Origin of the sequence: Paenibacillus sp. FSL H8-0034 (assembly GCF_038000305.1) — a bacterium.
Taxonomy (GTDB): Bacteria; Bacillota; Bacilli; order Paenibacillales; family NBRC-103111; genus Paenibacillus_S.
Window position 1 is genome coordinate 4,112,549 of record NZ_JBBOBS010000001.1, and the last position, 24,098, is coordinate 4,136,646.

General features: G+C 47.0%; 22 protein-coding genes and 2 pseudogenes. 19 read left to right on the top strand and 5 right to left on the bottom strand.

Annotated features, from left to right (window positions below; genetic code table 11):
• The first annotated feature begins 148 nt into the window (after positions 1–148).
• Both NST47_RS18660 and NST47_RS18665 read left to right on the top strand, forming a co-directional pair.
• Positions 149–748 (top strand): histidine phosphatase family protein, encoded by a 600-nt coding sequence (locus NST47_RS18660; protein WP_341156446.1) that lies wholly within the window; start codon positions 149–151, stop codon positions 746–748.
• A 121-nt stretch (positions 749–869) separates the two neighbouring features.
• Positions 870–1,313 carry a GyrI-like domain-containing protein gene (locus NST47_RS18665; RefSeq protein WP_341156447.1) on the top strand — a complete coding sequence of 148 codons (444 nt, stop codon included), beginning with the start codon at positions 870–872 and terminating at the stop codon, positions 1,311–1,313.
• Positions 1,314–1,482: 169 nt separating this feature from the next.
• Here the strand turns inward: NST47_RS18665 and NST47_RS18670 are convergent, their stop codons facing one another.
• Together NST47_RS18670 and NST47_RS18675 are read right to left on the bottom strand one after the other, a co-directional pair.
• Positions 1,483–2,415, bottom strand: coding sequence for a dihydrodipicolinate synthase family protein (locus tag NST47_RS18670; RefSeq protein WP_341156448.1), 933 nt, complete (start codon positions 2,413–2,415; stop codon positions 1,483–1,485).
• A gap of 63 nt (positions 2,416–2,478) precedes the next feature.
• A complete protein-coding gene (locus NST47_RS18675; protein WP_341156449.1) occupies positions 2,479–3,636 on the bottom strand; it encodes a mandelate racemase/muconate lactonizing enzyme family protein in 1,158 nt (385 codons plus the stop codon).
• Between the two features lie 113 nt (positions 3,637–3,749).
• Between NST47_RS18675 and NST47_RS18680 the strand changes: the two genes are divergently transcribed.
• The 12 genes and pseudogenes from NST47_RS18680 to NST47_RS18735 form a co-directional block, all read left to right on the top strand.
• Positions 3,750–4,568 (top strand): IclR family transcriptional regulator, encoded by an 819-nt coding sequence (locus tag NST47_RS18680; protein ID WP_341156450.1) that lies wholly within the window; start codon positions 3,750–3,752, stop codon positions 4,566–4,568.
• Between the two features lie 168 nt (positions 4,569–4,736).
• A complete protein-coding gene (locus NST47_RS18685) occupies positions 4,737–5,189 on the top strand; it encodes a hypothetical protein (protein ID WP_341156451.1) in 453 nt (150 codons plus the stop codon).
• A 114-nt stretch (positions 5,190–5,303) separates the two neighbouring features.
• Positions 5,304–6,131 (top strand): SDR family NAD(P)-dependent oxidoreductase, encoded by an 828-nt coding sequence (locus NST47_RS18690; RefSeq protein WP_341156452.1) that lies wholly within the window; start codon positions 5,304–5,306, stop codon positions 6,129–6,131.
• Positions 6,131–7,318 (top strand): mandelate racemase/muconate lactonizing enzyme family protein, encoded by a 1,188-nt coding sequence (locus tag NST47_RS18695; RefSeq protein ID WP_341156453.1) that lies wholly within the window; start codon positions 6,131–6,133, stop codon positions 7,316–7,318. Before NST47_RS18690 ends, NST47_RS18695 begins: the two co-directional genes overlap by 1 nt.
• 147 nt (positions 7,319–7,465) lie before the next feature.
• Positions 7,466–8,422, top strand: a complete 957-nt coding sequence (locus NST47_RS18700) for an ABC transporter permease (RefSeq protein WP_341156454.1) — start codon at positions 7,466–7,468, stop codon at positions 8,420–8,422.
• A 118-nt stretch (positions 8,423–8,540) separates the two neighbouring features.
• Complete coding sequence (locus tag NST47_RS18705; RefSeq protein ID WP_341156455.1) at positions 8,541–9,410, top strand: carbohydrate ABC transporter permease; 870 nt, start codon at positions 8,541–8,543, stop codon at positions 9,408–9,410.
• 388 nt (positions 9,411–9,798) lie between these two features.
• Positions 9,799–11,418 (top strand): extracellular solute-binding protein, encoded by a 1,620-nt coding sequence (locus tag NST47_RS18710; protein WP_341156456.1) that lies wholly within the window; start codon positions 9,799–9,801, stop codon positions 11,416–11,418.
• Between the two features lie 206 nt (positions 11,419–11,624).
• Positions 11,625–13,367 (top strand): cache domain-containing sensor histidine kinase, encoded by a 1,743-nt coding sequence (locus NST47_RS18715; protein WP_341156457.1) that lies wholly within the window; start codon positions 11,625–11,627, stop codon positions 13,365–13,367.
• Positions 13,364–14,962 (top strand): response regulator, encoded by a 1,599-nt coding sequence (locus tag NST47_RS18720; protein ID WP_341156458.1) that lies wholly within the window; start codon positions 13,364–13,366, stop codon positions 14,960–14,962. The genes NST47_RS18715 and NST47_RS18720 overlap by 4 nt, the downstream gene beginning before the upstream one ends.
• A gap of 205 nt (positions 14,963–15,167) precedes the next feature.
• Positions 15,168–15,341 carry a hypothetical protein gene (locus NST47_RS18725; RefSeq protein ID WP_341156459.1) on the top strand — a complete coding sequence of 58 codons (174 nt, stop codon included), beginning with the start codon at positions 15,168–15,170 and terminating at the stop codon, positions 15,339–15,341.
• An 80-nt stretch (positions 15,342–15,421) separates the two neighbouring features.
• Positions 15,422–16,057 carry an FMN-dependent NADH-azoreductase gene (locus NST47_RS18730; RefSeq protein WP_341156460.1) on the top strand — a complete coding sequence of 212 codons (636 nt, stop codon included), beginning with the start codon at positions 15,422–15,424 and terminating at the stop codon, positions 16,055–16,057.
• Positions 16,058–16,166: 109 nt separating this feature from the next.
• A pseudogene (locus tag NST47_RS18735) lies at positions 16,167–16,313 on the top strand (aldo/keto reductase); the annotation flags it as partial.
• A 46-nt stretch (positions 16,314–16,359) separates the two neighbouring features.
• Here NST47_RS18735 and NST47_RS18740 read toward each other — a convergent pair.
• Together NST47_RS18740 and NST47_RS18745 are read right to left on the bottom strand one after the other, a co-directional pair.
• Positions 16,360–17,280 (bottom strand): AraC family transcriptional regulator, encoded by a 921-nt coding sequence (locus tag NST47_RS18740; RefSeq protein WP_341156461.1) that lies wholly within the window; start codon positions 17,278–17,280, stop codon positions 16,360–16,362.
• Between the two features lie 147 nt (positions 17,281–17,427).
• Positions 17,428–17,973, bottom strand: a complete 546-nt coding sequence (locus NST47_RS18745) for a TetR/AcrR family transcriptional regulator (protein ID WP_341156462.1) — start codon at positions 17,971–17,973, stop codon at positions 17,428–17,430.
• A 246-nt stretch (positions 17,974–18,219) separates the two neighbouring features.
• Between NST47_RS18745 and NST47_RS18750 the strand changes: the two genes are divergently transcribed.
• The 5 genes and pseudogenes from NST47_RS18750 to NST47_RS18770 form a co-directional block, all read left to right on the top strand.
• Positions 18,220–19,413 carry an MFS transporter gene (locus NST47_RS18750; RefSeq protein ID WP_341156463.1) on the top strand — a complete coding sequence of 398 codons (1,194 nt, stop codon included), beginning with the start codon at positions 18,220–18,222 and terminating at the stop codon, positions 19,411–19,413.
• A 190-nt stretch (positions 19,414–19,603) separates the two neighbouring features.
• The gene (locus tag NST47_RS18755; RefSeq protein ID WP_076236226.1) at positions 19,604–20,002 is read left to right on the top strand and encodes an RrF2 family transcriptional regulator; all 399 of its coding nucleotides are present in this window, start codon (positions 19,604–19,606) and stop codon (positions 20,000–20,002) included.
• A 112-nt stretch (positions 20,003–20,114) separates the two neighbouring features.
• On the top strand, positions 20,115–20,813 hold the full coding sequence (locus NST47_RS18760) for a class I SAM-dependent methyltransferase (RefSeq protein ID WP_341156464.1): 699 nt from the start codon (positions 20,115–20,117) through the stop codon (positions 20,811–20,813).
• A gap of 179 nt (positions 20,814–20,992) precedes the next feature.
• Positions 20,993–22,456 (top strand): DHA2 family efflux MFS transporter permease subunit, encoded by a 1,464-nt coding sequence (locus NST47_RS18765; protein ID WP_445667470.1) that lies wholly within the window; start codon positions 20,993–20,995, stop codon positions 22,454–22,456.
• 19 nt (positions 22,457–22,475) lie between these two features.
• Positions 22,476–22,683 (top strand): annotated as a pseudogene (locus tag NST47_RS18770) (hypothetical protein); the annotation flags it as partial.
• Positions 22,684–22,694: 11 nt separating this feature from the next.
• Here NST47_RS18770 and NST47_RS18775 read toward each other — a convergent pair.
• A complete protein-coding gene (locus NST47_RS18775; RefSeq protein ID WP_341156465.1) occupies positions 22,695–23,801 on the bottom strand; it encodes a glycoside hydrolase family 88/105 protein in 1,107 nt (368 codons plus the stop codon).
• Positions 23,802–24,098 lie beyond the last annotated feature (297 nt).

Sequence of the window (24,098 nt, forward strand, 5' to 3'; positions counted from 1 at the left end):
GAGAGTACCTTGAAATACAATGAAGGAGTGCGTAAAATATGCTCTAATGAGAAACCTTTTTAAATAGAATGGTAGGTAGATTAATTTGGAACATAATCTGATCAGGACAGTTATTTGAAGTTTAAAATAAATCGTAGGAGGCCGTGAAATGACCACTGATTTCTACCTTGTCAGACATGCTAAAAAAGAAAAGGGGATTGGAGATGTCGCTATATCATCCAAAGGCATATTGGAAGCTCAAGCGACTGCACACCATTTTCGTGAAATACCGATTAATAAAATTGTGAGCAGTCCCCTTAAAAGGGCTAAGCAGACAGCCATGTTCATCGCAAAAGAAACAAAGACAACCATTTCAGAGGATATTCGTTTGCGAGAGCGTGCCAACTGGGGAGATATACCTGGGCAAACATTTGAGGAGTTTGTTGAGATGTGGGAACGATGCGTACAGGATAGAGACTTTTCACCGCCAACAGGCGATTCTGCAAGGAAAGCAGGTGAGCGTTTATCTTCGTGCTTATTGGAATTGTCAGTTGAACATTCACAGGATAGCATCATCGTTGTTACACACGGTGGTTTGATAACAGATTTCTTAATAAATGTAATCACCGAGGAGGAATTGCGAAAGAGACACCCTAATTTTCTTGCAGAACAAAGCTATTTGGTCTCCGAGTGTTCCATAACAAAAGTAAGTTGTCAGAATGGGATTTTTAAATTAGATGACTTTGCAACTGTCGACCATTTGCTGTAGGTGGTCCATTGTTAACGAAACTACAACCTTTGCAAACGAACATATATTCGTCAAAATTTAAATGGGTATATTTTACATATGCGGAAGGGGAGATTAAATGAGCACTTATCATGTCGATACTGTGGAAAAAGAAGAGATCAAGTTGGTTGGTTTTTCAATAACTGAAAGCCTAAACAATGTTTTGGAAATGAAGATTGTTAGGACCTTACGCGAGGACTTGACGAATCGAATGATTGAAATAAAAAACAGAAAAGGTCCAGGAGTTTATTTAATTCAAATTTATCCTCATGACGGTCATTGGACTCCCCATGTGCCATTTCAACATGTGGTCGCCTTCGAAGTGACCTCTTATGGCGAGATTCCTACCGGTATGATAACTCATACTGTGTCTCCTGGGCAGTATATCAAAATTATACATAAAGGTGCAGAATCACAGATTGGTACTACTTATGATTTTATTAACAAAACGTATGGTGTTAGACCCATTGATATTGAATATTGGAATGATATTCATACATTAGAAAGTCAAGATGGTGAAATTGATATTTATATACCAGCAAAATAAGTGTGCCAAAACTTAAACCAATGTGGAGCGCATTTCAATATGCCGCTAAACCTGACCCGAGGATCTGGTTTAGCGGAAGCGGTACATGCGACAAGCTGATGTTACGGAATAAAGCTTCCTCAGCAATACGCCTTATGGCTTATGAAAGGTGATAAGTCGTACATGCGCTTTAGCGCGCCGCCTTCACCTCATGCCAGCGCAGCGCCAGCAGGTCAAGATCCTTCAGTGTATCCAAGGTTTCCTGCCGAATACGTTCGTCGATAGGCGCATTCGGATTGCGGACATAGGCAGACTCGATCACGCCACCTGTCCGGAGTATTTCCTTATGGATGGCCATCGCAAAACCAGGGAGCGTACCGATTCGCATGAACGGCAAATACTGATAAAAGGTTTGGCGTGCGGTGTCCAGATCACCGGATCTGAAAGCCTGATAAATCCGCACGCATACTTCCGGAAATTCGCAAGCAGGCATCGTACCTACAGCGCCACGACCCAGCTCCTCATAAAAATAAAGTCCATTCATTCCGCCGAATACCGTCAGCCGGCCTTCGGACTGCTCCAGCACCTCGGTAACCTTCAAAGTTGTCGGCGGAGCCTCAACCTTTACGTAAGCGATGTTCTCGAATTCCTTGGACAAACGGGCGAGCAGGGCAGCAGGCATATTCACACCACTTGCGAGCGGTGCGTCCTGGATCATGATCGGGATCGTCACGGCTTTGGCAATGGCGGCAAAATAATCGTACAGCCGCTTGCCGTCCGGCTTGGCCATGTAAGGGGGGAGTACCATGAGCGCATCAGCCCCCTGTTTCTCCGCACGTTTGCTTAGTTGAACGGCAACCTCCAGACCCGTATGACCGCTGCCGAAGACGAGCGGAACTTGGCCTTTGACTTCATCGACGACAATTTCAGCGATTCTCGCCTTTTCTTCATCGAGCAGCGTATACATTTCGCTGGCCATGCCGAACAGTGCAATACCGTCGACTTTGGCATGAAGCTGAAAGCGTACAAGCTCACGCAGACTGTTCTCGTCCACCTCCCCTTGTTCAGTAAAGGGTGTTGCCAGAATTGGATAAATGCCTTCTAATTTCACTTGTTGACTCATAGTCATAACCTCCATAGGTTTCATTTTGTATGGCTTCATAAGTAAGATGAATTAAACATTCCGTCATGCGCTCATATGCTTTCTCAGCTGTTCCTCGTCAATATCCACGCCAAGCCCTGGGCCTTCCGGCAGCAGGTAGCGTCCCTGCTCACATACGAGCGGTCGGACAAGCAGCGAGTTGGCTGCTGTCATCACCGTAGGTTGATACTCCACAATGAGCAGATTGGAGATCGCGGCACTGAGATGCAAAGTCGCAGCAATACAGATGCCCTGGCCGACACTCAGATGGGGAGCAATAGGAATATTGAACGCTTCGGCCAAGTTGGCGATTTTTCGCGCTTCACTAATGCCTGTGCGCCCGATGTCGGGCTGATAGATGTCAGCTGCCCGCTTAAGTAAGCGATCCTTGAATTGATAACGTGTGCGTTTGGCCTCCCCGATGGCAATAGCTATGTCCAAAGCTCTTGTAATTTCGGCCGTTCCTTCGATATCCTCTGGAGCGGTCGGCGCCTCCAAAAATTCAATGTTTAATCGCTCCAGCGTCCGGCCTAACCGGATCGCTTCGGGAACAGAATATTGCCAGTGTGCATCAACCATCAGACGAAATCGGGGTCCGAGCGCTTCACGCATGTAAGCGGCAATTTCGGCATCCTCATGTACCCCGAACCCAAGATGCAGCTTGATTGCCGTAAACCCCTTCGCCTTCCATTCGAGTGCCAGTTCAATACGTTCTTCCCGCGTTTGCTTCGGAATGCCGGACACATATGCTGGTATTTCCCGGCGGTAAGCGCCGCCCAGCAGCTGATACACGGGCAGCTGTACGGATTTGCCGAGAATATCCCACAGCGCCACATCGACGGCGGTCAAGGCGTCGACCATGAACCCGGTGAAGTAGCCCCTCTCCCGCATGGAATCGTAGAGCCTGCTCCAGATCACATCGATGTCCCGCGGGTCCTGCCCGATCAGGAAATGCTTAAACAGCCGTTCGATAATTTCTCCGGCAATCTCCGGCCCAACGGGGGCTAGTGCTTCTCCCCAGCCATATATGCCGCTATCTGTTGTAATCTTGACCAGCAGCGTTTCCAGATTGCGTGAGTAAATGGAGCGGTATTCAGGACGGATGTAGTAATCGCTTTCATCGGATTGTCCAATGGAGGTTCCCAAATACACCGGACCATTCCTGATTTTTAAAGGGAATACGTCTACACTCGTGATTTTCATGAAACACCTACTTAATTTGAATTTTAATATCATAATATGCAAATAGATTGTATAATACGAAATTATATATTTCAATAGTCAATTTATTGATGTTGTGAATCAAAGATTATACAATGAATTCAAATGAAAGGGTGGTTGTATTGAAGCAGGAGCAAACCGCAGCAGCGTTAACACAAAGCGTTACAAGGGCTTTGGCGATTTTATCGTGTTTTTCCGATGAACAGCCAGAGCTGCGCGTAATCGATTTTGCCAAAAAGCTGAATCTGACGCAAAGTAACGTTTCCAGACTGCTGACAACGATGGTATCGCTCGGGTATACGGAGAAGGATGAGCTTACAGGCTTTTACCGCTTGGGAACATCAATTATTTCGCTTGGCGGGATCGCTTTGAATCATTATGAAATCCGCAAGCAGGCGCTGCCCGAGCTTCATGACTTGGAGACACGGCTTGGGCTGGGGGCTAACCTGGCGATATTGAACGGGCCTCATATGTTTTATCTGGCTCATGTGGACAGCCACAAGTCACCTCGCATGTACACGCTGATCGGACGGAAAAACCCGCTGCATTGTACAGGCATTGGCAAGGTTCTGCTCGCTTTTCTGGATAGGGAAGAGGCGGAATCACTACTGAAGGAGGAAGGGATGACTGCCTATACCGCTAAAACGATCACGGAATTTTCAGCGCTGGAGTCGCAGTTGGAATCTACCCGAAAGAAAGGATTTGCGATAGAGAATGAAGAGCTGGCGCTGGGCAGAGCGTGCATCGCCGCACCGGTCAGAGGCCGCAGCGGTAAGGTAATAGGCGGAATCAGCTTATCCGGGCCGTTATCCGAAATCAATCTCACCAAACGTGAGGCTGAGCTGTCGGCCATTCTGATCGAGGCCACGGACAAAATTTCCATGAAGATGGGATATATTACAGCTAATTATTAAACAGGTATTTGAGTTGGACTGGAGCTGCTTCACTCCTAACGATGTATACGACATAGGAACTGCGAATCTGCGCAGTTCCTTTTTATTCGCTGTTAAAGTGTTGAATGCGCTTTCGTGTTTTGAGTGCTGATGTTTTGCCAACCATCCCACTATAGAGGCGAATGATTCATGAAAGCAATTGTCGTAAGCACGATGTCAATGGTTATGTCCGTCGCAATTACAGCCGCCATTTGCGCATTTCCTGTGCTGGCGTCCTCTGGACATGCAGCCTATGCCGCAGCACCAAATCCGTCGTCCTATGCATCGTCTGGTTATACACTTACATTTAGCGATGATTTCAACGGTACCAGTCTGGACACGAGCAAATGGAATTATCGTACGGATTCCCGGTTTGATATGAATTGGGACCCGATACAGCTGGCAAGCAATGTGTCGGTCAGCGGTGGTGATCTCGTTGAGCCGCCAGCGACTATACGACAGCGGACTCGGTCATGTTCGTCCCGCATTGATAAGCCAAAACAATCCAACGCTCATAATCAAGGGCTATTATCCGTAAAGATATTACGCGAGAGTAGTCTTTTTGCTCGGATGCCTTCCAGTCCACCTGACAATAAATATTGAAACAACTTCAATAAATATTGGACTTTTTGCGATTTTGTTTACGGTATACTGGAGCCATTCCAGACAGGAGCATGATTAAGGGAGACAGCTCCCGCATACCAATGAGGCGATTATATGCGATTACAAGGGAAAACAGCGGTAATTACTGGTGGGGCCAAAGGAATTGGAAAAGGGGTTGCCATGCGGTTCGCCGAAGAGGGGGCCGAGGTACTGATCGTGGATCTCGATAAAACGAACGGCTTGGAAACTGTTCGGGAAATTGGGCGAAATGGCGGCAGCTCGAGCTTTACGGAGCTTGATGTATGCAATGAGGTCCAAATCGCCAGCTGGCTGAAGTCAATAAGCAGGCTCGATATCCTCGTCAATAACGTAGGCTGGACGGGGAAAAGAACGCCAGTCGATCAGATGGAGCTGGACGAATGGCAGCGTGTGATGGATATTAATCTGACGTCGCTGTTCCTGATGTGCAAGCATGCAATGCCGCTGTTGAAGCAGTCGAGCCCGGCGAGTATTGTGAACCTGTCATCCGTCAACGCCTATACGATGGTTCCGGGGTTGGCAGCTTACAGTGCGTCCAAAGGTGCGGTTCTGGCCATCACCAAGCAGCTTGCCGTTGAGCTGGCTCCGGTGGGAATCCGCGTTAACAGTGTATCTCCGAGCATCACATTCAAGGAGGGCGTGGAGAAGCCACTTGCCTCAACCTCGGAAATATCACTCGACTGCTACCCGCTGGGCAGGTTCAGCACGACGCGGGACGTAGCCAACGCGGTATTATTCCTGGCCTCAAGTGAAGCGGCCTTTATTACAGGGCAGGATTTGCTGATCGATGGCGGCATGACAGCCCAATCTGTATCAGCTGTTCTCAGGGAGGACTTGCGCGCAGGCTGGAAATCAGGAACGTACAAGCTATTACCGAATTCGGACACTTATGGAGGCAGCTAATGAAAATTACGAAGGTTGAAGTCTTTGTCGTCAAAATCCCGTCGATCCCTACCGCATCGCCGAATACGAAGCGCTATATCACGGATGATTATTTCATTAATGAAGGAAGACGCTCCTGCATTTACTCGGATAAACTGGAGACGATCTTTGTCAAGGTATGTACCGACGAAGGCATTGAAGGCTGGGGCGAGCTGCTGGCTCCAACCAACCCTGAGGTTGCAGCGGCTGTTATTAAAGGTCATCTGGCACCGCTTGTAATCGGTGAAAACCCGATGGAAACGCAATTTCTGTGGGATAAAATGCTCGATACGCTCCGTGAGCGCGGCTACACCGGTGGCTATCTGGTTGACGCGATGGCCGGGCTTGATGTTGCCTTCTGGGATATTAAGGGCAAGGCGTTTAATCTGCCTGTTTATATGCTGCTGGGCGGACAATACCGTGACCAGCTGCGCTGCTACTGCTCCAGTGTACCGGGCAGGACGCTGGAGGAACGTCTGGAGAGTGTGGACCGAATCGTCGAGCAGGGCTATGATGCGATCAAGATTCATACGTTCGGTAAAGGAAAAACAGCTGATCTGGATATGCTGAGCGCGATCCGTAAGCGATACACTGCTGACAAGCTCGATCTGATGCTGGATGGTCACGGCAAATATACCCATTCGGAGGCATTTTCTCTGGGGCGGGCACTTGGTGATCTGGACCTGCTGTTTTTTGAGACGCCGCTCACCTTTGAGGATATACAGGGTCACCGCAAGCTGGCTGATGCAATCGATACGGCTGTCGCTGTCGGCGAGCCGCTGCGCACGATCTATACGTTCCGCGATTGGATAACCGCAGGGGCGCTTGAGGTTGCACAGCCGGATCTTGGCCGCAACGGGATCACGGAAATGATGCGTATCGCGCATTTGGCGGAGGCGCACCATCTGGCCTTCGCACCGCATTTGAGCGTGCATCAGGCTGTTGGTGTTGCCGCAACGGTCCATATTTCGGCGGCGATCTCGAATTTTCTTATTTTCGAATATCAGCCGAACGCACTCAAAGCTTCCGAGCAGTATTCCACGACATCCTTCACAATGAACAAAGGAACCATCCAGGTTCCGACGGACCCTGGCCTCGGCGTTACGATTGATGAGCAGGAGCTGCGCAAATTTGTTACGGACTATGCGGTCATCCAGGCAGCTCAATAAATTGAAAAATTATTCCATTTCGAAGTGGGAATTATTCACCGCAATTCTAGAAATATTGGAGTAATTGGTCAAAATATTGGAGGTTGCCGAAGCCATTACCGTTTATGATAAGAACATCAAGAAAATATAGATGCATAGGTGATAACGATGAACTCAACTGCTGCGGCATCCGCAAGCAACAAGACCCGTGTCCAGACTAAATGGCACAGCAGCTGGAAACGTATCATGCGATTCAAAATTTTATATTTGCTGCTGCTGCCGGAGCTGATCTATTTTGTCATCTTCAAGTATGTTCCGATGTTTGGCATTATAATCGCCTTCAAAAACTACAATATCGGGCTTGGCTTTTGGGACAGCCCCTGGGTAGGCCTGAACAACTTTCGAAATTTTATTAATGGCGTTTACTTTTGGGATATTATGAACAATACAATCGCAATTTCGATTTACAAATTGCTGTTTGGATTTGTTGCACCGATTGTATTGGCGCTGCTGATTAATGAGGTGACGGTAGGATGGTTCAAGAAGTCGGTTCAAACCGTGACGTACCTGCCACATTTTATTTCATGGGTTATCGCGTATGGACTGATGGTGGCGCTATTGTCTCCGGGGGACGGCTTTGTGAATCTGATCATGAAGCAGTACGGATTGCAGCCGATCTCCTTTCTTACCGAATCTTCATGGATTCGCTCGCTGATCATTGGCTCCGATATTTGGAAGGAAGTCGGCTGGGGCGCGATTTTGTATTTGGCGGCATTAGCCGGTATTGATCCTAGTCTGTATGAAGCGGCTCGTATCGATGGAGCTTCAAAGTGGAGACAGCTGTGGCATGTGACGCTGCCGGGTATCCGCAACGTGATCATTATTTTGTTAATTATCCGGCTGAGCAGCATTCTCGATGCGGGCTTTGATCAAATTTTTATGATGTCGAACACGTTTAATGCTGACAAATCTGACATTATTGACACATGGGTGTACAGACAGGGCATCGAACAAATGCAGATTAGTCTGGCGACAGCGGTTGGGGTATTTAAATCGGTGATTGCTTTCATTCTGGTCGTTGGAGCCAATAAGCTGGCCAAAAAATTTGACGGACAAATATGGTGAAAAATAGGTTTATGAAGCCAGCGTTCTTTGGAACGCTTGAAGAAATAACTTACGAAGAAAGCGTTCTAAAGAACGCTTGGAGATTATGCTTACGGAGAACGCTTTAGGAGGCTCGCCAATGACTAAATTGACTTTATCTGAAAAAGTGGGCCACACTGCCATTTACTCGATTTTGACCGTGATTGCGCTTCTGACGCTGTTTCCCTTTCTATATGTGGTAGTGATCTCGATTACACCTGAGTCCGAGGTCATCCGCCGGGGACTCGTACTTATTCCCGAGAGCGTGACGTTTAACGCGTATAAAACGGTTTTTGGCAGCGGCTCGGGCATTTTGCCCGCCTATCAGATTACGCTGTTTCGTACCATAGTCGGTACGGCGCTGAACCTGTTGTTTACACTGCTCGGCGCTTATGTGCTTTCAAAAAAAGCGCTGCCTGGCCGAAGCGGCTTGCTGCTGTTCGTTATTTTCACGATGCTGTTCAGCGGAGGCTTGATTCCTACTTACATCGTCGTCCGTTCTCTGGAGCTGACGAATACGGTATGGGCGTTAATTGTTCCTGGTCTGATCAGCGTGTTCAACCTGGTTGTCGTCAAAGGGTTTTTCGAGCAGCTTCCCGTTGAACTCGAGGAATCGGCCAAGGTGGATGGGGCCGGGGAACTGAGAGTGTTGTTCACGATCATCCTGCCGTTGTCGCTGCCATCGATTGCGACGATAGGACTGTTTTATGCGGTCGGCCATTGGAACAGCTACTTTGACGCCGTAATCTATTTAAATAAAGCGAGTCTGATGCCTTTACAGGTGATTCTGCGGAATATTCTCCTCAGCTCGCAAAATCAAAATATGGAGCAGGTCAACGATGCAACCGTCAGCTCACTGGCGATTCAAATGGCGTCTGTGATCGTATCGACGGTGCCGATCCTGTGTGTATATCCGTTTATTCAAAATCATTTTGCCAAGGGTGTGATGATTGGGGCGGTTAAAGGGTGAGAGTTTGATTGGCGATGGCTCTTGAGAGGGGGATCGCTACGTGGCCGAAGTGTTCCTGCGATTGCTGTTGTTCCCGGATTTCTTCTATTATATAAGAGCGTTATCGGTTGAAATCCGGGAACAAAGGCACCGCTCCGCTATCTCCGGAACACCACGGCCACTCCGCTCGGTGCACGTGCGCCATGCCCTGAAACATACTCTAACCCATTAAGTAGGGTTAGAGGAGAAGAGCAAGGGCGAAGGGCAAAAGCGAAGGGCAAAAGCGAAGGGCAAAAGCAAAAACAAAAGCGGAGAACGAAGAGCGAAGGAATTAAAATATGGTATCATCCGGCTTGCCGGTTTAATAAAAAACAGGAATAATAAGGATGAACATAAAGGAGAGGTCAAAATGAAAAAGAAAAACAAAATCGGCACAACCGTTTCGTTAATGCTCGCCTCTGCGATGATGCTGACGGCATGTGGAGGCAACACTCCGGCTGCCACGGGTACCAGTACACCTGCACCGTCTGGGGACAAGGGCGGGGCTACTAATTTTGATAAGAAAATGACGATTACGATGTATAATGCAGGCGGATTTTCACCAAACAACCAGCCGCCAACCAATCGTGAGGATGATCCGCTTCGCCTAATGCTGGAGAAAGCCGTCAATATCGATCTGCAGATGACCGTGCCTCCGGCCGACCAGATCAAACCGAAGCTGAACACGATGGTGGCGTCGGGCGACATTCCCGATTTGATTTTTATGACAGACCGTTTGACAGCTGTTCAATACTATGATCAAGGGATCGTCGCCGACCTGGATGATATCATCAAAGGCTATCCTGAGCTTTATAACCGTTTTGACAAGGATTCATGGAACTCCATGCTCTATAAAGGTAAAACGATCGGAACGCCCGGTTACGAATTGGTTAACGGCATTAATGGATGGTGGATTCGCAACGATTGGTTAAAAAAGCTGAACCTGCAGGTTCCAACAACACCCGATGAGCTGCTGACGGTAATGAAAGCCTTTACAGAACAAGATCCGGACGGCAATGGCAAGAACGATACGTACGGATTTGCATCGGGTATTCTCAAGGACGGGAATTTCAACAATCCGGGAAATAGCGGATACGGATGGGATGCCATCATGATGATGTTCGGCGTGGTGCCCAATATGGTTGACAGCATCGACGGTAAAATTACATTCGACAACACTGATCCCCGAATGAAGGAAGCTTTGACGTTTATGAATAAAGTGGTGACCTCCAATGTGGTAGATCCGGATTGGGTAACGACGAACGACGGTACCGCTCTGGAAAAGAAAATGCAGACCGGCAAGTACGGTATCGTGTACAGAGACTGGAGAGCGATGGAGCTTTCTGGCCAGCAAAAGATGAAGGACGTATCTGGGGAAGTTCCCGACTGGATTACGATTGCTCCGCCAAAGGGACCTCATGGTGATCAATGGGCCGGGTTTGCCCAGTTCCAGAGTAATTCATGGACCATTTCCAAAAAAGCGGCTAAGGACCCGGAGAAGCTCAAGCGCATCATGTCCCTGCTGCAGTACTGGTATACAGATAAAGAGGCTCAACCGTACTTCTCATATGGACAAAAAGGCATCATGTGGGATATGGTGGACGGCAAACCGGTACGCCTGAAGGACAATATGGCCAATAAGGATATGGTGCAAAAATGGCAGTGGCAAAGCAACTACTTCCTGCCCCGCCGAGGCAACGATGCTGTTTACTTCAATTTCACCTATGATAAAACGGACAGCTTCCATCAGACGAATCTGAAATATATTAAACCGAATAAAATAAATCCGTTCGTCCTGATCGATGCCAACGACACACAATATAATGACCGCATTAAATATGTAAACGAAACGCTGCTTAAATTTATTCTCGGCAAAGAACCGCTCGCGAATTGGGATACTTACGTCAGTACGCTGGATGCCAAATTCAACTATAAAAAATACAAGGAAGATGTGTTGAAGCAGTTAAGCGACGCTGGTATCAAGCCGTAATTTGCTTACGCGCTCGATGTGTAGCTGATAGAGGTGCAGAAGGCTTTAATTAAAGCGGGCAACCGCGGGGGAGCTTGCCGCTCCTCCGCGGTTTTGCGTCTATGCAAGAAAAGCTGGCGAAAGCTTCTACGCTAATTTAATATAATAGAAGAGTGCATACATGTTCAGCATGGCTGAACGAACCAAGAACAGGAGGGAACCTCATCATGAGCTTTCGTTTCAGCAGTATGCCGTTTAAAATGTTTCTCCTGTGTTTCCTGTTCATGTTCGGGACGGTAACCTTTGTCAGCCAGCTTTCCTACAGCTTTATTCAAAATGAAATGAGAGCCAACAACGATTTTTTCATCAGTCAGATTTTGTCCAAGGTGGATCAGTACGTAACGCTCAGCTTTTCATCCCTGCAGACGATTTTATCTGCTATCGATTCATCGTACACGCCGGGAATGCAGAGCCTGGAAATGATGAAGCCGCAGCTGCAGCAGCTGTATGAGTTGAATTTCAATCTGGTAACGAATGTTTATGTTATTAAAGATGATACAAGCATTATTGGGGGCAGTCCGTTGTCAGCCGCTTTTGACAGTCCGAACTTGGAGCGAAGCGTTTTTTTACAAAAAACGGCCAACGACCGGTACGGCATTATGGTCAGCCAGCCCTATGTCTCCAAGCAATCGGGATTGACGGTTACCTTTACACGTTATCTACATGGTTCCCAGCCGATGGCGGCGGCTGCACTCGATATGGATCTAAAGGCCATGGAAAAGACGCTGCTGCAAATTAACCGCGACGATTTGGTCAGCATCGTCATTATGGATGAGCATGGTACGATGATCGCGGGAAATCTGGGTGATGCCGGGCAAATGAACGCAGAGGACAATACGTTTCAACTGGGAGGTCTGTCCTCCAAAGAACTGCTAAGCCGCAGTGGCAATGTGATGCAATTTCGGTCAAGTCAGAATCAGAACTGGACGGTGCGTAAATATCCGGCGTCACACTTCAACTGGACAATTTTATCGTTATATAACGATTCGTTAAACAAACGCTCCCTTAAGCATATCGAGCCCTATTATTTCGGTCTGCTTGCCATCGGACTTGTGCTCAGTGCGATAGCGGCAGGCATACTGGCGCGGTTTATCCGCAAGCCGCTTGGCAATCTGATGACCAAAATGAAGCTGGTCAAACAGGGCTTTCTGGATATCCCGCTCGTGATTAACCGTAAGGATGAGTTCGGTGAGCTTTCACGGACGTTCGACCAGATGATCAAGCAAATCAATGAACTGGTAGAGAATCTGCGCAGCAACAAGGAACTGAAGCGGGAACTGGAAATTCAAGTGCTGCAATCGCAGATCAATCCGCATTTTCTGTACAATACGCTCGGTTCCATCGGTAATGTTGTCAGACTGGGTGAGGTACAGCATGTCGATCCGATTATTAAATCGTTAATTAAAATATTGGAGTACGGCATCGGTGACGTGGCTGAGAAAGTAACGCTGCGTGATGAGCTGTTGAATGTCCGGGACTATATTTTCATTCAAAATATTCGTTACAACTGCGAATTTACAGTGATCGAGGACATAGCCGAGGAGCTGTACGATTTCCCTGTATTTCGCATGCTGCTGCAGCCAATTGTCGAGAACAGCATGTTTCACGGCTACAGTGGGGGCAGGGTGCCTGGACAAATCAGAATAAGAGCTGCTTATGCTGAAGGACATGTCGAGGTCGAGGTACAGGACTACGGCATCGGGATGAACGAGCGCCAGCGCGAGCTGCTGCTTATACCGGGCCATCAGGTGAAGCCGGATAAACGCAAACGAATCGGACTGATCAATATTCATCAACGCATTCAACTGAATTATGGAGAAGCTTATGGTCTGGATATCAGAAGCGAGCTAGGCGGGGGAACCTGCGTGAAAGCCACTTTTCCCTGGAACGGAGAGGAGAATCTGCCATGAACAAATACCGCTGCCTGATTGTTGATGACGAGGATTTGATCATTCGCAGTCTGGAGCAGTTTTTCGAAGGTCACAAGGAGCAGTATGAGCTGATCGGCAAAGCCTATTCAGGTCAGGAAGCCATCGATCTGGCTATGGAGTTGAAGCCTGACATCGTATTGACGGACATTGTGATGCCCGGTATAAATGGGATAGAGTTGATTGATGTTCTTAAGGAGCGGCTGCCACGAACCATTTTTATCATTTTGACCGCTTATTCCGATTTTGAATATGCCAAGCAGGCGATCCGGATGAATGTGAAGGACTACATCGTTAAGGTACCGCTATCCGAGACGGATATTTTTCAGGCATTGGATCGTGCGGGACAGACGATACACGAGTTGCAGACAAAGGAAGCGGAGCTGCGCAAGCTCAACACTTCCCGTCTGGAAAATCTGTACCGGATGCGCAGGCAGATTGTATCCGAGCTGCTGCAGGGAGATATTCATCCGAATCATTTTCCGCGTTATTGTGAAGAGCTCAAAGTAAATCCGATATTGAACGATTACTGCTGCTTTGTTATCCAGTTTGATGACGAGGCTCTCTTCAAGAAACAATACGGTCAAGCGGATCAAATGATCATTCGATACGGGATGCTCAATGTGGCGGAGGAAACGCTGCTCGCCAAAGCCCAAGGCTTCGTAAGCGAGGTTCGGGATCTTCAGATTATCGGTTTTATTTCATGGACAACGATGGATAATGCGACCGACGTCTATAAGCGTTGCAGGGAATTCGGAAGTGAGCTGATTGAAAATATTCAGAGATATATGAAACAGGTGGTTCATGTCAGCTTCAGCTCGAGGCGTAATGGCTGGGCGACGGCGGCTAATTCTTTCTTGCAGGCACAGGAGCTCCTTCGGGATATGTACTATTCCTTAGGCACAGGGCAGGTATATGCCAAGCTACCCTCACAGTCTGTACAGACTGCTGATGAGGACACGATCCGGATGTGGTTTCAGGAAATCAGCCGCAAGCTCGCCCCGGAAACCAAGGTTGATGATTTGAAAGGGAAGCTCAGCCGCATTGCCCATTATGCCCGTGAGTACCATATACCCGAGCCCCGTATGAGTGTGCTGCTCCGGAAGTTCATGGACGATGTCAGACAAAAGATCGTCGTCTGGAAGCTGGTTGTCGACCCTGCTCCTTATGTGCTGGAAGAAGGGATGAAGTTCGAGCAGCAGTGGAGCCGGGTGCTGGCTTACATTAATGACTGCCTGTCCCAGAGGCATGCGCCGGTTCGCTCGGAGATTTCCAAAGCTAAGCAGTATATCGAGGACAATATCGCAGAGAGATTGACACTGGATGAGGTAGCGGATTACGTTAATCTGGTTCCCTCCTACTTCAGCACCTTATTCAAAAAGCTGGAGAACGAGAATTTTGTCGATTATGTTAATCGCCGCAAGATTGAGAAAGCGTTGGCACTCTTGAAGGAAAGGGATTATTCCAATCTGCAGCTGAGCAAGCTGGTCGGCATTCATAATGAAAGGTATTTCTGCACGCTGTTCAAGCAATTGTACGGACTGCCTCCGCAAAAGTTCAGAAAGACGTACTTGTAGAAACAGATTGATCACTTTCATGGATTGTGGAGGCCGCATGCAAATCTGTGAAGAGTTAAGTTGAATGTTGTCTGGAAGCTGAAAAGAGCCGTCTCCATACGAGAAGGCTCTTTATTTTTATGTCTATGGTTGTTGGAATGGTCACAATTATTTCTGTAAATGCTATAGCTTAGCGCACTTGAGTTATGCGAGGAGGTGAAGACATATGTATAAGCGTGAAAATGTTGTCCCCCATTATTTCGACGGCTCCTACCTTACCGAGTTTGCGGACGAAATCGCAGAAGGTGTGCAGGCCGGTCTCCAAGATAAAACGGTGAATCAGGAAGAATGGCGCAGTTTCATCGGCGCGAATCCTTTCGGGGATCATCGTAATGATTGAAGCGCAGGGTTGCTTGTTTATTTCGAAAAACTTGATAAATAGATTACACATCATGAATACAGAAGGGAAGTTACCGCCGAATGGCTACTGTACTTTATATCACGGCACATCCTCATGATCATCAAACCTCGTTTAGTATGGCAGTAGGAAAACAATTCATTGAAGCTTATCATGATGCTCATCCCCAGGATGAAGTCATTACGCTGGATTTGTACAAGCAGGATATTCCGCATATTGATGCTGATGTTTTTAGCGGATGGGGGAAACTGAGATCGGGTTCTTCGTTTGATCAGCTTTTGGCGCCGGAGAAATCCAAAACCGAAAGACTCAATGAGATTGTGGAACAATACGTGGCAGCAGATAAATATGTTTACGTTTCTCCCATGTGGAATTTTTCGTTTCCACCGATTCTAAAAGCCTACATTGACGCGATCTGCATTGCCGGTAAAACGTTCAAATATACGGAAAGCGGACCCGTCGGTTTACTTACGGATAAAAAGGCTATTCATATTCAAGCCAGCGGCGGAGTTTACTCCGAGGGACCTGCTGCCAGCTTTGAAAGTGGTCATAGCTACCTGAAAAAAATTATGCAATTCCAAGGTATTTCTTCCTTTGAAGGCATCTTTGTTGAAGGCATGGCGGCTACGCCGGACCAAGCGGAATCCATTAAAGATAAAGCCATCGCAAAAGCGAAAGAGGCGGCAAAGAGTTTCTAATTGTGGAGCAGGTAGTCACCAATGACTGATCTTTTATAAGAACAAATAATAGTGCTGCACTGCGACTGGAGCTTACAAGCTCCAGTTTTTTGCGTCCGGATTTGCGTTTGAAGTTGAAAACAGCTTGCGACGCTTAAATACGGATAGCATTGATTTTTAATTGTTGCAAATGTTTGATGAAAATACCCCTATGGAAGAAACACTTCGTGCACTTGATGACCTTCAGGCTCCGGCGGTAAGCAATTGGGCAGCCTGGTACGAGAGCGTAAGCGGAAGGAAAAAGCCCTGCAACTGCTGGAGCATCATCTTACGTATAGTCTTTGGTCATATTTTTCCTTCAGACGCTTAATATCTGCTCTGGGAGGAGAACCAAACATACGAGAGTATTCGCGGCTGAATTGGGATGCACTTTCATAGCCTACCCGGAAAGCGACATCAGCCGCATCCGCTGACTCAGATAATAACAGGCGCCGAGCTTCCTGCAATCGCAGCTGTTTTTGAAACTGAATAGGGCTCATTGCAGTTACTTCCTTGAAGTGTCTGTGAAACGAAGAAATACTCATGCTGGCTAGTTCTGCAAGCTCTTCAATTCTTAAAGGCTTATCGCAGTCATTGACAATCTGTTCAATAGCATCGCTGATTCGATAGGTGCTGCTTCCTTCCATAGCGATTTGTGCCAGCGCAACTCCGTACTGCCCTTGCAGGAGCCTGTATAAAATTTCCCTTGTGTAGACAGGAGCAAGGAAAGGAATGTCCTGGGGATTATCCAGCAGACGAGCTAACCTGAGTATCGCATCCAGTATAGGTAACTCAATCTGCCCGACAAACATAGCTCGCTTAGCATTTTCTTTCGGGGTGATTTGAATTTCAGATTCATTTAAAACCTCTAAAATTTGCCTCTCTGTAAATTCAAGTTTGAAACTCATGTACGGTGCATCGGATGAAGCCTTGATGACCCGGCCAATTACGGGCAATTTCATGGACGAAATAAGGTAGTCGGCAGGACCATACTCATAACGCTCCTGTGCGAGCAATAACTCTTTCGAACCCTGAGCTATGAAGCATAAGCAAGGCTTGTAAACTCTATAGACGGGCTCGGTCACATTAGAGCGGTGAATAGTAAATAAAGATGGGATAGCGGTCTTGTAAACTCCGTCCTGTTCCGAATGACGCATAATCAGTTTGGCGATTTCATTCTGCCGTTGTAGTATTTCTTCAGACATAGGCGCCTCCTTAGTATTTTATTCATTTTCAATTATAGGGCATATGCGCATGTAACGTAAGCGGAAGTGAGAGAATTAGGCAATCATTTGCGACAAATGAGATACCAGAATATTTTCTTTGTATTGCATAATAAGGTTACGTACCGCTTACAGATTTCTCTCTAGCAATGTCCCCAGTTGTTCTGCCAAAACATGGTGGGGGACAGGTTTTTCATTTGTAAACCACCATTCTACTACACCTACGAAAGCAGATGCAGCAAACCTAACGAGAAGATCTTCATTTAACCCCTCGTTCTTTCCGTTGGTTACATTGGCCTCGTTGCCCAATTCTTCGATAAGTAAGTCAAGAAACCGACCACGAAAATAAGGAGCGCCTTTACTCGCTAACATCATCGAAAAGAATGAATAATTACGTTCAAAATATTCGGTCCAGATCAGAGTCGATTCGGTAAAACTCAATTCAGATGCTTCTCTGCACGTTTCCCTTAAAACGTCTATATGTTCTTCAACGAGTTTATCCAGCAGATCAAATTTATCCAAATAATGAAGATAGATGGTGCCGCGGCTCACATTCGCCCTGTCGGAAAGATCCTGTATCGTAATGTCATCAAAATTCTTTTCTAACATCAGATCAATAACAGCTTTTTTTAACGCTACCTGCGTTTTGAGTATTCGTCGATCCACTTTAGCCAATTGGCGGTCACCAAGCTTTCATAAATAATTAACAATTAGCAAGCAGTTGTTCATTACTATACAAATCACGTCCATTTAACAATTGCAGATGTTCTGTATCTGTTTATAATTATAGACGTAAGTTCATTAATGTATCAAGAACTATTATAGACTCGATGTTTAATATGACCGAAAAATGAATGAGAAGGGGGTATCTCACCGAATAATTGGTTTGCGATAATGTCTGATCTTGGGGAGGAAAGAACAGTGGAACGCTTATGGACGAAACCATTTATTCTAATGACTATAGGAAATCTATTCCTATTTAACGCATTTTATATGCTGTACCCGACATTGCCGCTGTTTATTAAACAGATGGGAGGCAACGAATCGCAGGTTGGTCTGGCTATGGGCGCGTTTATGTTATCCGCCGTTATTTTCCGGCCACTCGTCGGCGGGCTGCTAGATCGGTTCGGCAGGCGTCCGTTTATCGTTTGGGGATTGCTACTTTTCACCTTGGCGATGTATATGTATAACTGGGTGGGGGGAATTGTCGTTCTGATGGGGCTCAGAATATTGCACGGGATGAGTTGGGCCGTATCCACAACCGCCACGATCACGGCGATTACGGATATGATCCCATCCACCCGCCGAGGCGAAGGAATGGGTTGGTTTAGCACATCCATGACTCTGGCCATGGCAATCGGCCCGCTGTTCGGCATCTGGGTTACACAGAACCTATCGTATAGCGCTTTGTTTATGTTTGCTGTCGTACTCTCTGCTGCAGCGCTGCTCCTGACGTTTGGTGCCAAAATGCCTTTCCGGCCGCAAACTGGCGTAAGAAGAATCGAATTGTTCGAAAAATCGGTCTTGCCCGTTGCTGCATCGGTCTTTTTTCTGTTCATCGCTTACGGCGGCATTACCACCTTTGTTCCGTTGTTTGCTGATTCGATCCAGGTCAATTCCGGAGCGTTCTTTCTGGCTTTCGCTGCATCACTTGCGCTCAGCCGTCCTATTTCGGGAAAACTTTCTGATCGGTATGGAGAGATGTTTGTCATTGTACCGGCACTTGTGATTACGATTTGTGCTTTGATTGTCTTGAGCCTCTCGACCGGTTTGATTGGCGTGCTAGCATCGGCGGTTATATATGGCATCGGATTTGGTTCCGCGCAGCCGGCTCTTCAAGCGGCGACGATACGTCTGGCCCGTTCGGACCGTAAAGGGGTTGCCAACGCCTCAATAGCGACCGCTAATGATCTTGGCATCGGGCTGGGAGCGATCCTCCTGGGCTGGGTCTCACAGTATACAAGCTACCCAATATTGTTTGCGGTCAGTGCCGTGTCCGTTGCGTTTTCCTTAATATTTTTCATTTTTTTTGTGAAACGTTTATTGAAAAACAAACAGTCTCTGAATGCAGATTCTCTTCCATTGAACAATCAAGTTGACACTGAAACCTATTAATTCATATGATATTTTTACAAAATAGATCAACCAGCAAGTTCTGGTTGATCTTCTATTATGAACGGGCAGGATAACGCCATGACAATGCTGCTTCGATACTGGGGCAATGAGCAAGGTTCGGAATAAATGCTTGCCTTTTAGAGATATTGGAGTTATTATAGGTTCGTAAAGTCTTCAATGGAGGTGCTGAATGAAATATTCTCAGGCGACCGATTATGCGCTTCATGCGATGCTCTATATGGTAACGGCGGCGCACGATAAGCCTGTTGGCGTGCAATTGCTCGCTGAGAAGCTGGGCGTTTCGCAAACCTATCTGTCGAAGATGATGACCAAGCTTGTTAAGGCAGGATTGATTCAGTCCGCGCCCGGCGCAAATGGTGGATACCGCCTCAGACGGAAGCAGGAAGATATTTCTTTTCTCGATATCATCCATGCGATCGAAGGGACCGCTTCTTTATTCGAATGCAGCCTGAGTCACGGAAGCGAATGTCTGATCCAGCAGGTTGTTATTGACGCCGAACGTCAGATGGAGCAGTTTCTGGAGAACAAGAAAATAGCCGATTTGGCCAAATTAATGATGACGGAGTAAAGATCCGTTATTTTTTGAAGCATTAAGGATATCATTAGTCTGTTATATCGTTAATGTGTAACGAAAACATTGAAAAGCGGAAGATTGATTTAAGACGATGGGGGGCATAACAATGACTGAAGATCTTACATTCAATTCAAACATGGCGGCTGCATACGAGAAAAATACTCGAATCTCGATTCCCACATATGACTCGTTACTCGCGATGATTCAATCTTATTATCGAGTACAATTGGGCGAAAATACGGCATCCTTGCTCCTGATCGGCGCGGGCGGTGGCAATGAACTTTCTGCTTGGGGACCATCTAACCCAGGATGGACATTTACTGGAGTCGATCCTTCGGAAGAGATGCTTAAGATTGCTAGGCATAAAGTAGTTGAACTAGGCTTAGAAAGCCGCGTCAGTCTCATCCAAGGGACGACTGATGACCTTCCTAAGACATATTTAAAGTTCGACGCGGCAAGCTGTATTTTGGTTCTTCACTTCATTGACGATGTTCAAGAAAAGTTGAAGCTGCTTGGATCCATTAAGGCTAAACTAAAGTCGGGAGCCCCTTTCGTGCTCGTAAGCGCGTATGGAAACCATGACGGTTCTGAACTTCAAGCGAGATTAAATGTTTGGAAAAGCTTCTGGATCGATGCCGGCCGCGAATCATCCGAAGTTGATGAGATGGTGAGAAGCGCACTTGCGAGGCTTTCATTACTTCCTGAAAAACAAATCGAAGAATTATTGGCAGAATCCGGCTTTATAAAAATAACTCGTTTTTACTCTACTGGACTTTTTGCGGGATGGATTTGCCAGGCGGAATGATTTAATGGTAATATTTTATCCGATTGGGTGGTTGGTTTCATAATCATTTGCTGTTTTTTTCAAAATAAATTAGATAATTTTTTTTATTTACAATTAAAATATGCTCCGGGTATTGACATGAGTAACTGTTACTATTATTCTAACAGTTAGTGAGCGAACAGAATCGCTTTCAAATAGAGATTTTTCTGGAGAGGAAAGTGGAATCGATAATGAAGCAATACAATACGCGGGCCATTATGGCGTCGCTGCTTATCTGTGGCTTCGTCGGCATGTTCAGCGAGACGGCACTCAACATCGCGATCAGTAATTTAATGGACGTGTTCCAAATTTCTGCCGCGACCGCTCAGTGGTTAACGACGGGGTTCCTGCTGACGTTAGGTATTCTGATGCCGATGACGGGGCTGCTGCTGCAATGGTTTACAACAAGGCAATTGTTCATCGCCTCACTCGCGAGTTCAATCATAGGCACGTTGATCGCCGCGATAGCGTTCAATTTTGAAATGTTAATGGTAGCTCGTGTTCTGCAAGCGATTGGCATGGGCTTGTTAATTCCGCTCATGTTCAATACGATCCTTATCGTCTATCCGCCGGAGAAGCGTGGGGCTGCGATGGGCTTCGTCGGTCTCGTCATTATGTTCGCTCCAGCGACCGGCCCCACTGTGGCGGGTATCCTGATCGAATATTTAACATGGCACTACATCTTCTGGCTCTCACTGCCGTTTTTGGTTATAGGTCTGTTGGTGGGGTTAAAGTATTTGGAAAATGTTACAGAACTTACGAAGCCCCGCATTGATCTATTATCCATCGTATTGTCCACGATCGGGTTTGGTGGCGTCGTGTTCGGCTTCAGTAAAGCAGGTGAAGGTGAGCAAGGCTGGACCAGCGCGATTGTGGTCGCATCGATTGTCATCGGGCTAGTCGCGCTCGCGTTGTTCGCACTGCGGCAAATATTCATGCGCGAGCCGATGATGAACCTGCGTGTTTTCAAGTACCCGATGTTCGTCGTGGGCCTACTTATGGTATTGTCATGTATGATGATCATTTTGTCCAGCATGATTATTTTGCCGATGTATCTGCAGAATGGCATGAGACTGTCCGCGTTCGCTGCTGGGCTTATGCTGCTGCCAGGCAGCGCGCTCAACGGCATCCTGTCGCCGCAAATGGGGCGCTTGTTTGATAAATATGGGCCAAAGTGGCTCGTCATTCCCGGCCTTTTTATCGTCGCGGCAATGTTATGGTTTTTCTCCGGCATTACCTTGGCTTCTTCGATCACTATGATCGTTGCTTTGCACATCGGCCTAATGGTTGGTATCTCCATGGTTTGGATGCCAGCGCAGACAAACGGCCTGAACCAGCTGCCTCCGGAGCTGTATCCTCACGGTACAGCGGTCATGAACACGCTGCAGCAGGTCGCAGGAGCGATCGGCACAGCGGTAGCAATAAGCATCCTTACAAAAGGTATGGAAAAGTACTTGCACAACTCCCCTGCGCCGAATGAGCTGACCGAGATGGCGAAAGCGATGACTTTTGGCTCACAGAACGTGTTCTTTTTCGCGATGATCGTGACGATTATCGGTCTGGCTATAGCGTTCTTTATCCGCCGCGTCGTCGTTAATCGCGCAGCGATGAGTCCTATGCATTGATTTTTCTAAAAAGGAGCCCATGGGCTCCTTTTTTTGCGTTGTTGAAAGATATGGATCTATTGGTGGAAAAGCAGCTATGGCGGCAGGTGCCACACGCGGCGGCGCTGGCAGAGGAATAGCTATCGAATTAGGTGCGGCTGGGGCCACTGTTTATGTGACCGGACGCACGACGAGCGCAATGCTCCGAGTACAATCGTCCTGAAACTATTGAAGAAACCACTGAACTTAAGATTCACTATTAGAGTTCAGTATGATACAGTGCTTCGGCCAACAGCACGATTACTAATGCTTGTCCGTAGGCAGTCGGCGCGAAGACGATCTTTTTATAGTCTTCCTTATGCTCACAGACTGGAGTTCCCCCTGAGACGTTTAATACCGTACCGTCTTCGGAGATGTTCCCCAACACCGCGGCAATCGCTTTACGGCATGCTGCTAGGTAGCTGGAATCCAATAAGCCAAGGCGGATTCCCTTTAGGATGCCCGCCGTAATCGCAGCCGAGCCTGATACCTCTGTGTAGCTGTCCTTATCGTCTAGCAGAGTGTGCCAAAGTCCATTCGCATGCTGCAACTCAACCAATTTATCTACTTGGGCCTTATACGTACCGAAAATAAGGTCACGGGACTCCTCCGTTATGGAATCCTGCATAATTTCCAAAAACTCAGGGGCGGCCAATGTAAACCAACTATTTCCCCGGCACCAATGCGCAGCGCTGAAATTATTTTGATGATTGAAATCGTAGCCATGGAAGAACAAAGAATTTCCAGGATTAAAGATATGTTTAATATGAGTTGCAAATTGGTAGGTCGCCTCGTTCATCCAACCGGTATTATTATATTTTTTGCCCATTTTGGCAGTGAACAACACAACCATAAACAGAGTGTCGATCCATATTTCCTGATCGTGCAGGTTTAACTCGAACTTCGAAGTATTGCCGGAGGTTACATGTTGAATCCCGTTTTCCTTCGTCCGCGGACATTCATTTTCAACCCATTGCATCCACTCCAAAGAAAGCTCCTCCACGCTGGGCAGGTCCATCAGGGTAAGTAAAGGCGCTGTTGTATTAACATTTTTGAGGGGCAGACCACGCTCGATCTGTTCGCCCGCCCACTTCACGAAGAAGTCCTGATATCCATCAAAACCTTCTTGATTCGTAAGCTTATTTAAGCCGTACAAACCGATGCCCTGCGGCCAATCCCATTCGTCCATACCAAAGTCGCGGGGAAAGTAACCCAAGGCTTTACCTTCGGCAGCCAAGTCCTTTAAATGGCTTTCGTTGTCGGGTCTTTTTAAATGCAACAGCTGATTGATGACTTTTTTTAATTCGTGTTGGATGGTATTCTGCACGGCAGTTTCTCCTTTTTGTTTGTGTTTGTTTAATAGTGAATTCCAATTATAGAAAAGCGCTTAACCAAATAAAAAACAATATAAAGACAGAACTTACTGCCATTGTACCTTCTTTTCTCTTTCTGAGCAACGAAAAAAAGAATAAGATAATCGGTAAAGCGTCCTACCCTGCAACTTCATCGCTCCTGATTCGTCCATATTATGATTCGTGGAATGCAAAAGAGGAGCGGTGCCATGCAATATGCTGTCTGATCATCGGCTTTGCGTCAAAATACACAGGAAAAATCGCATCGCTGG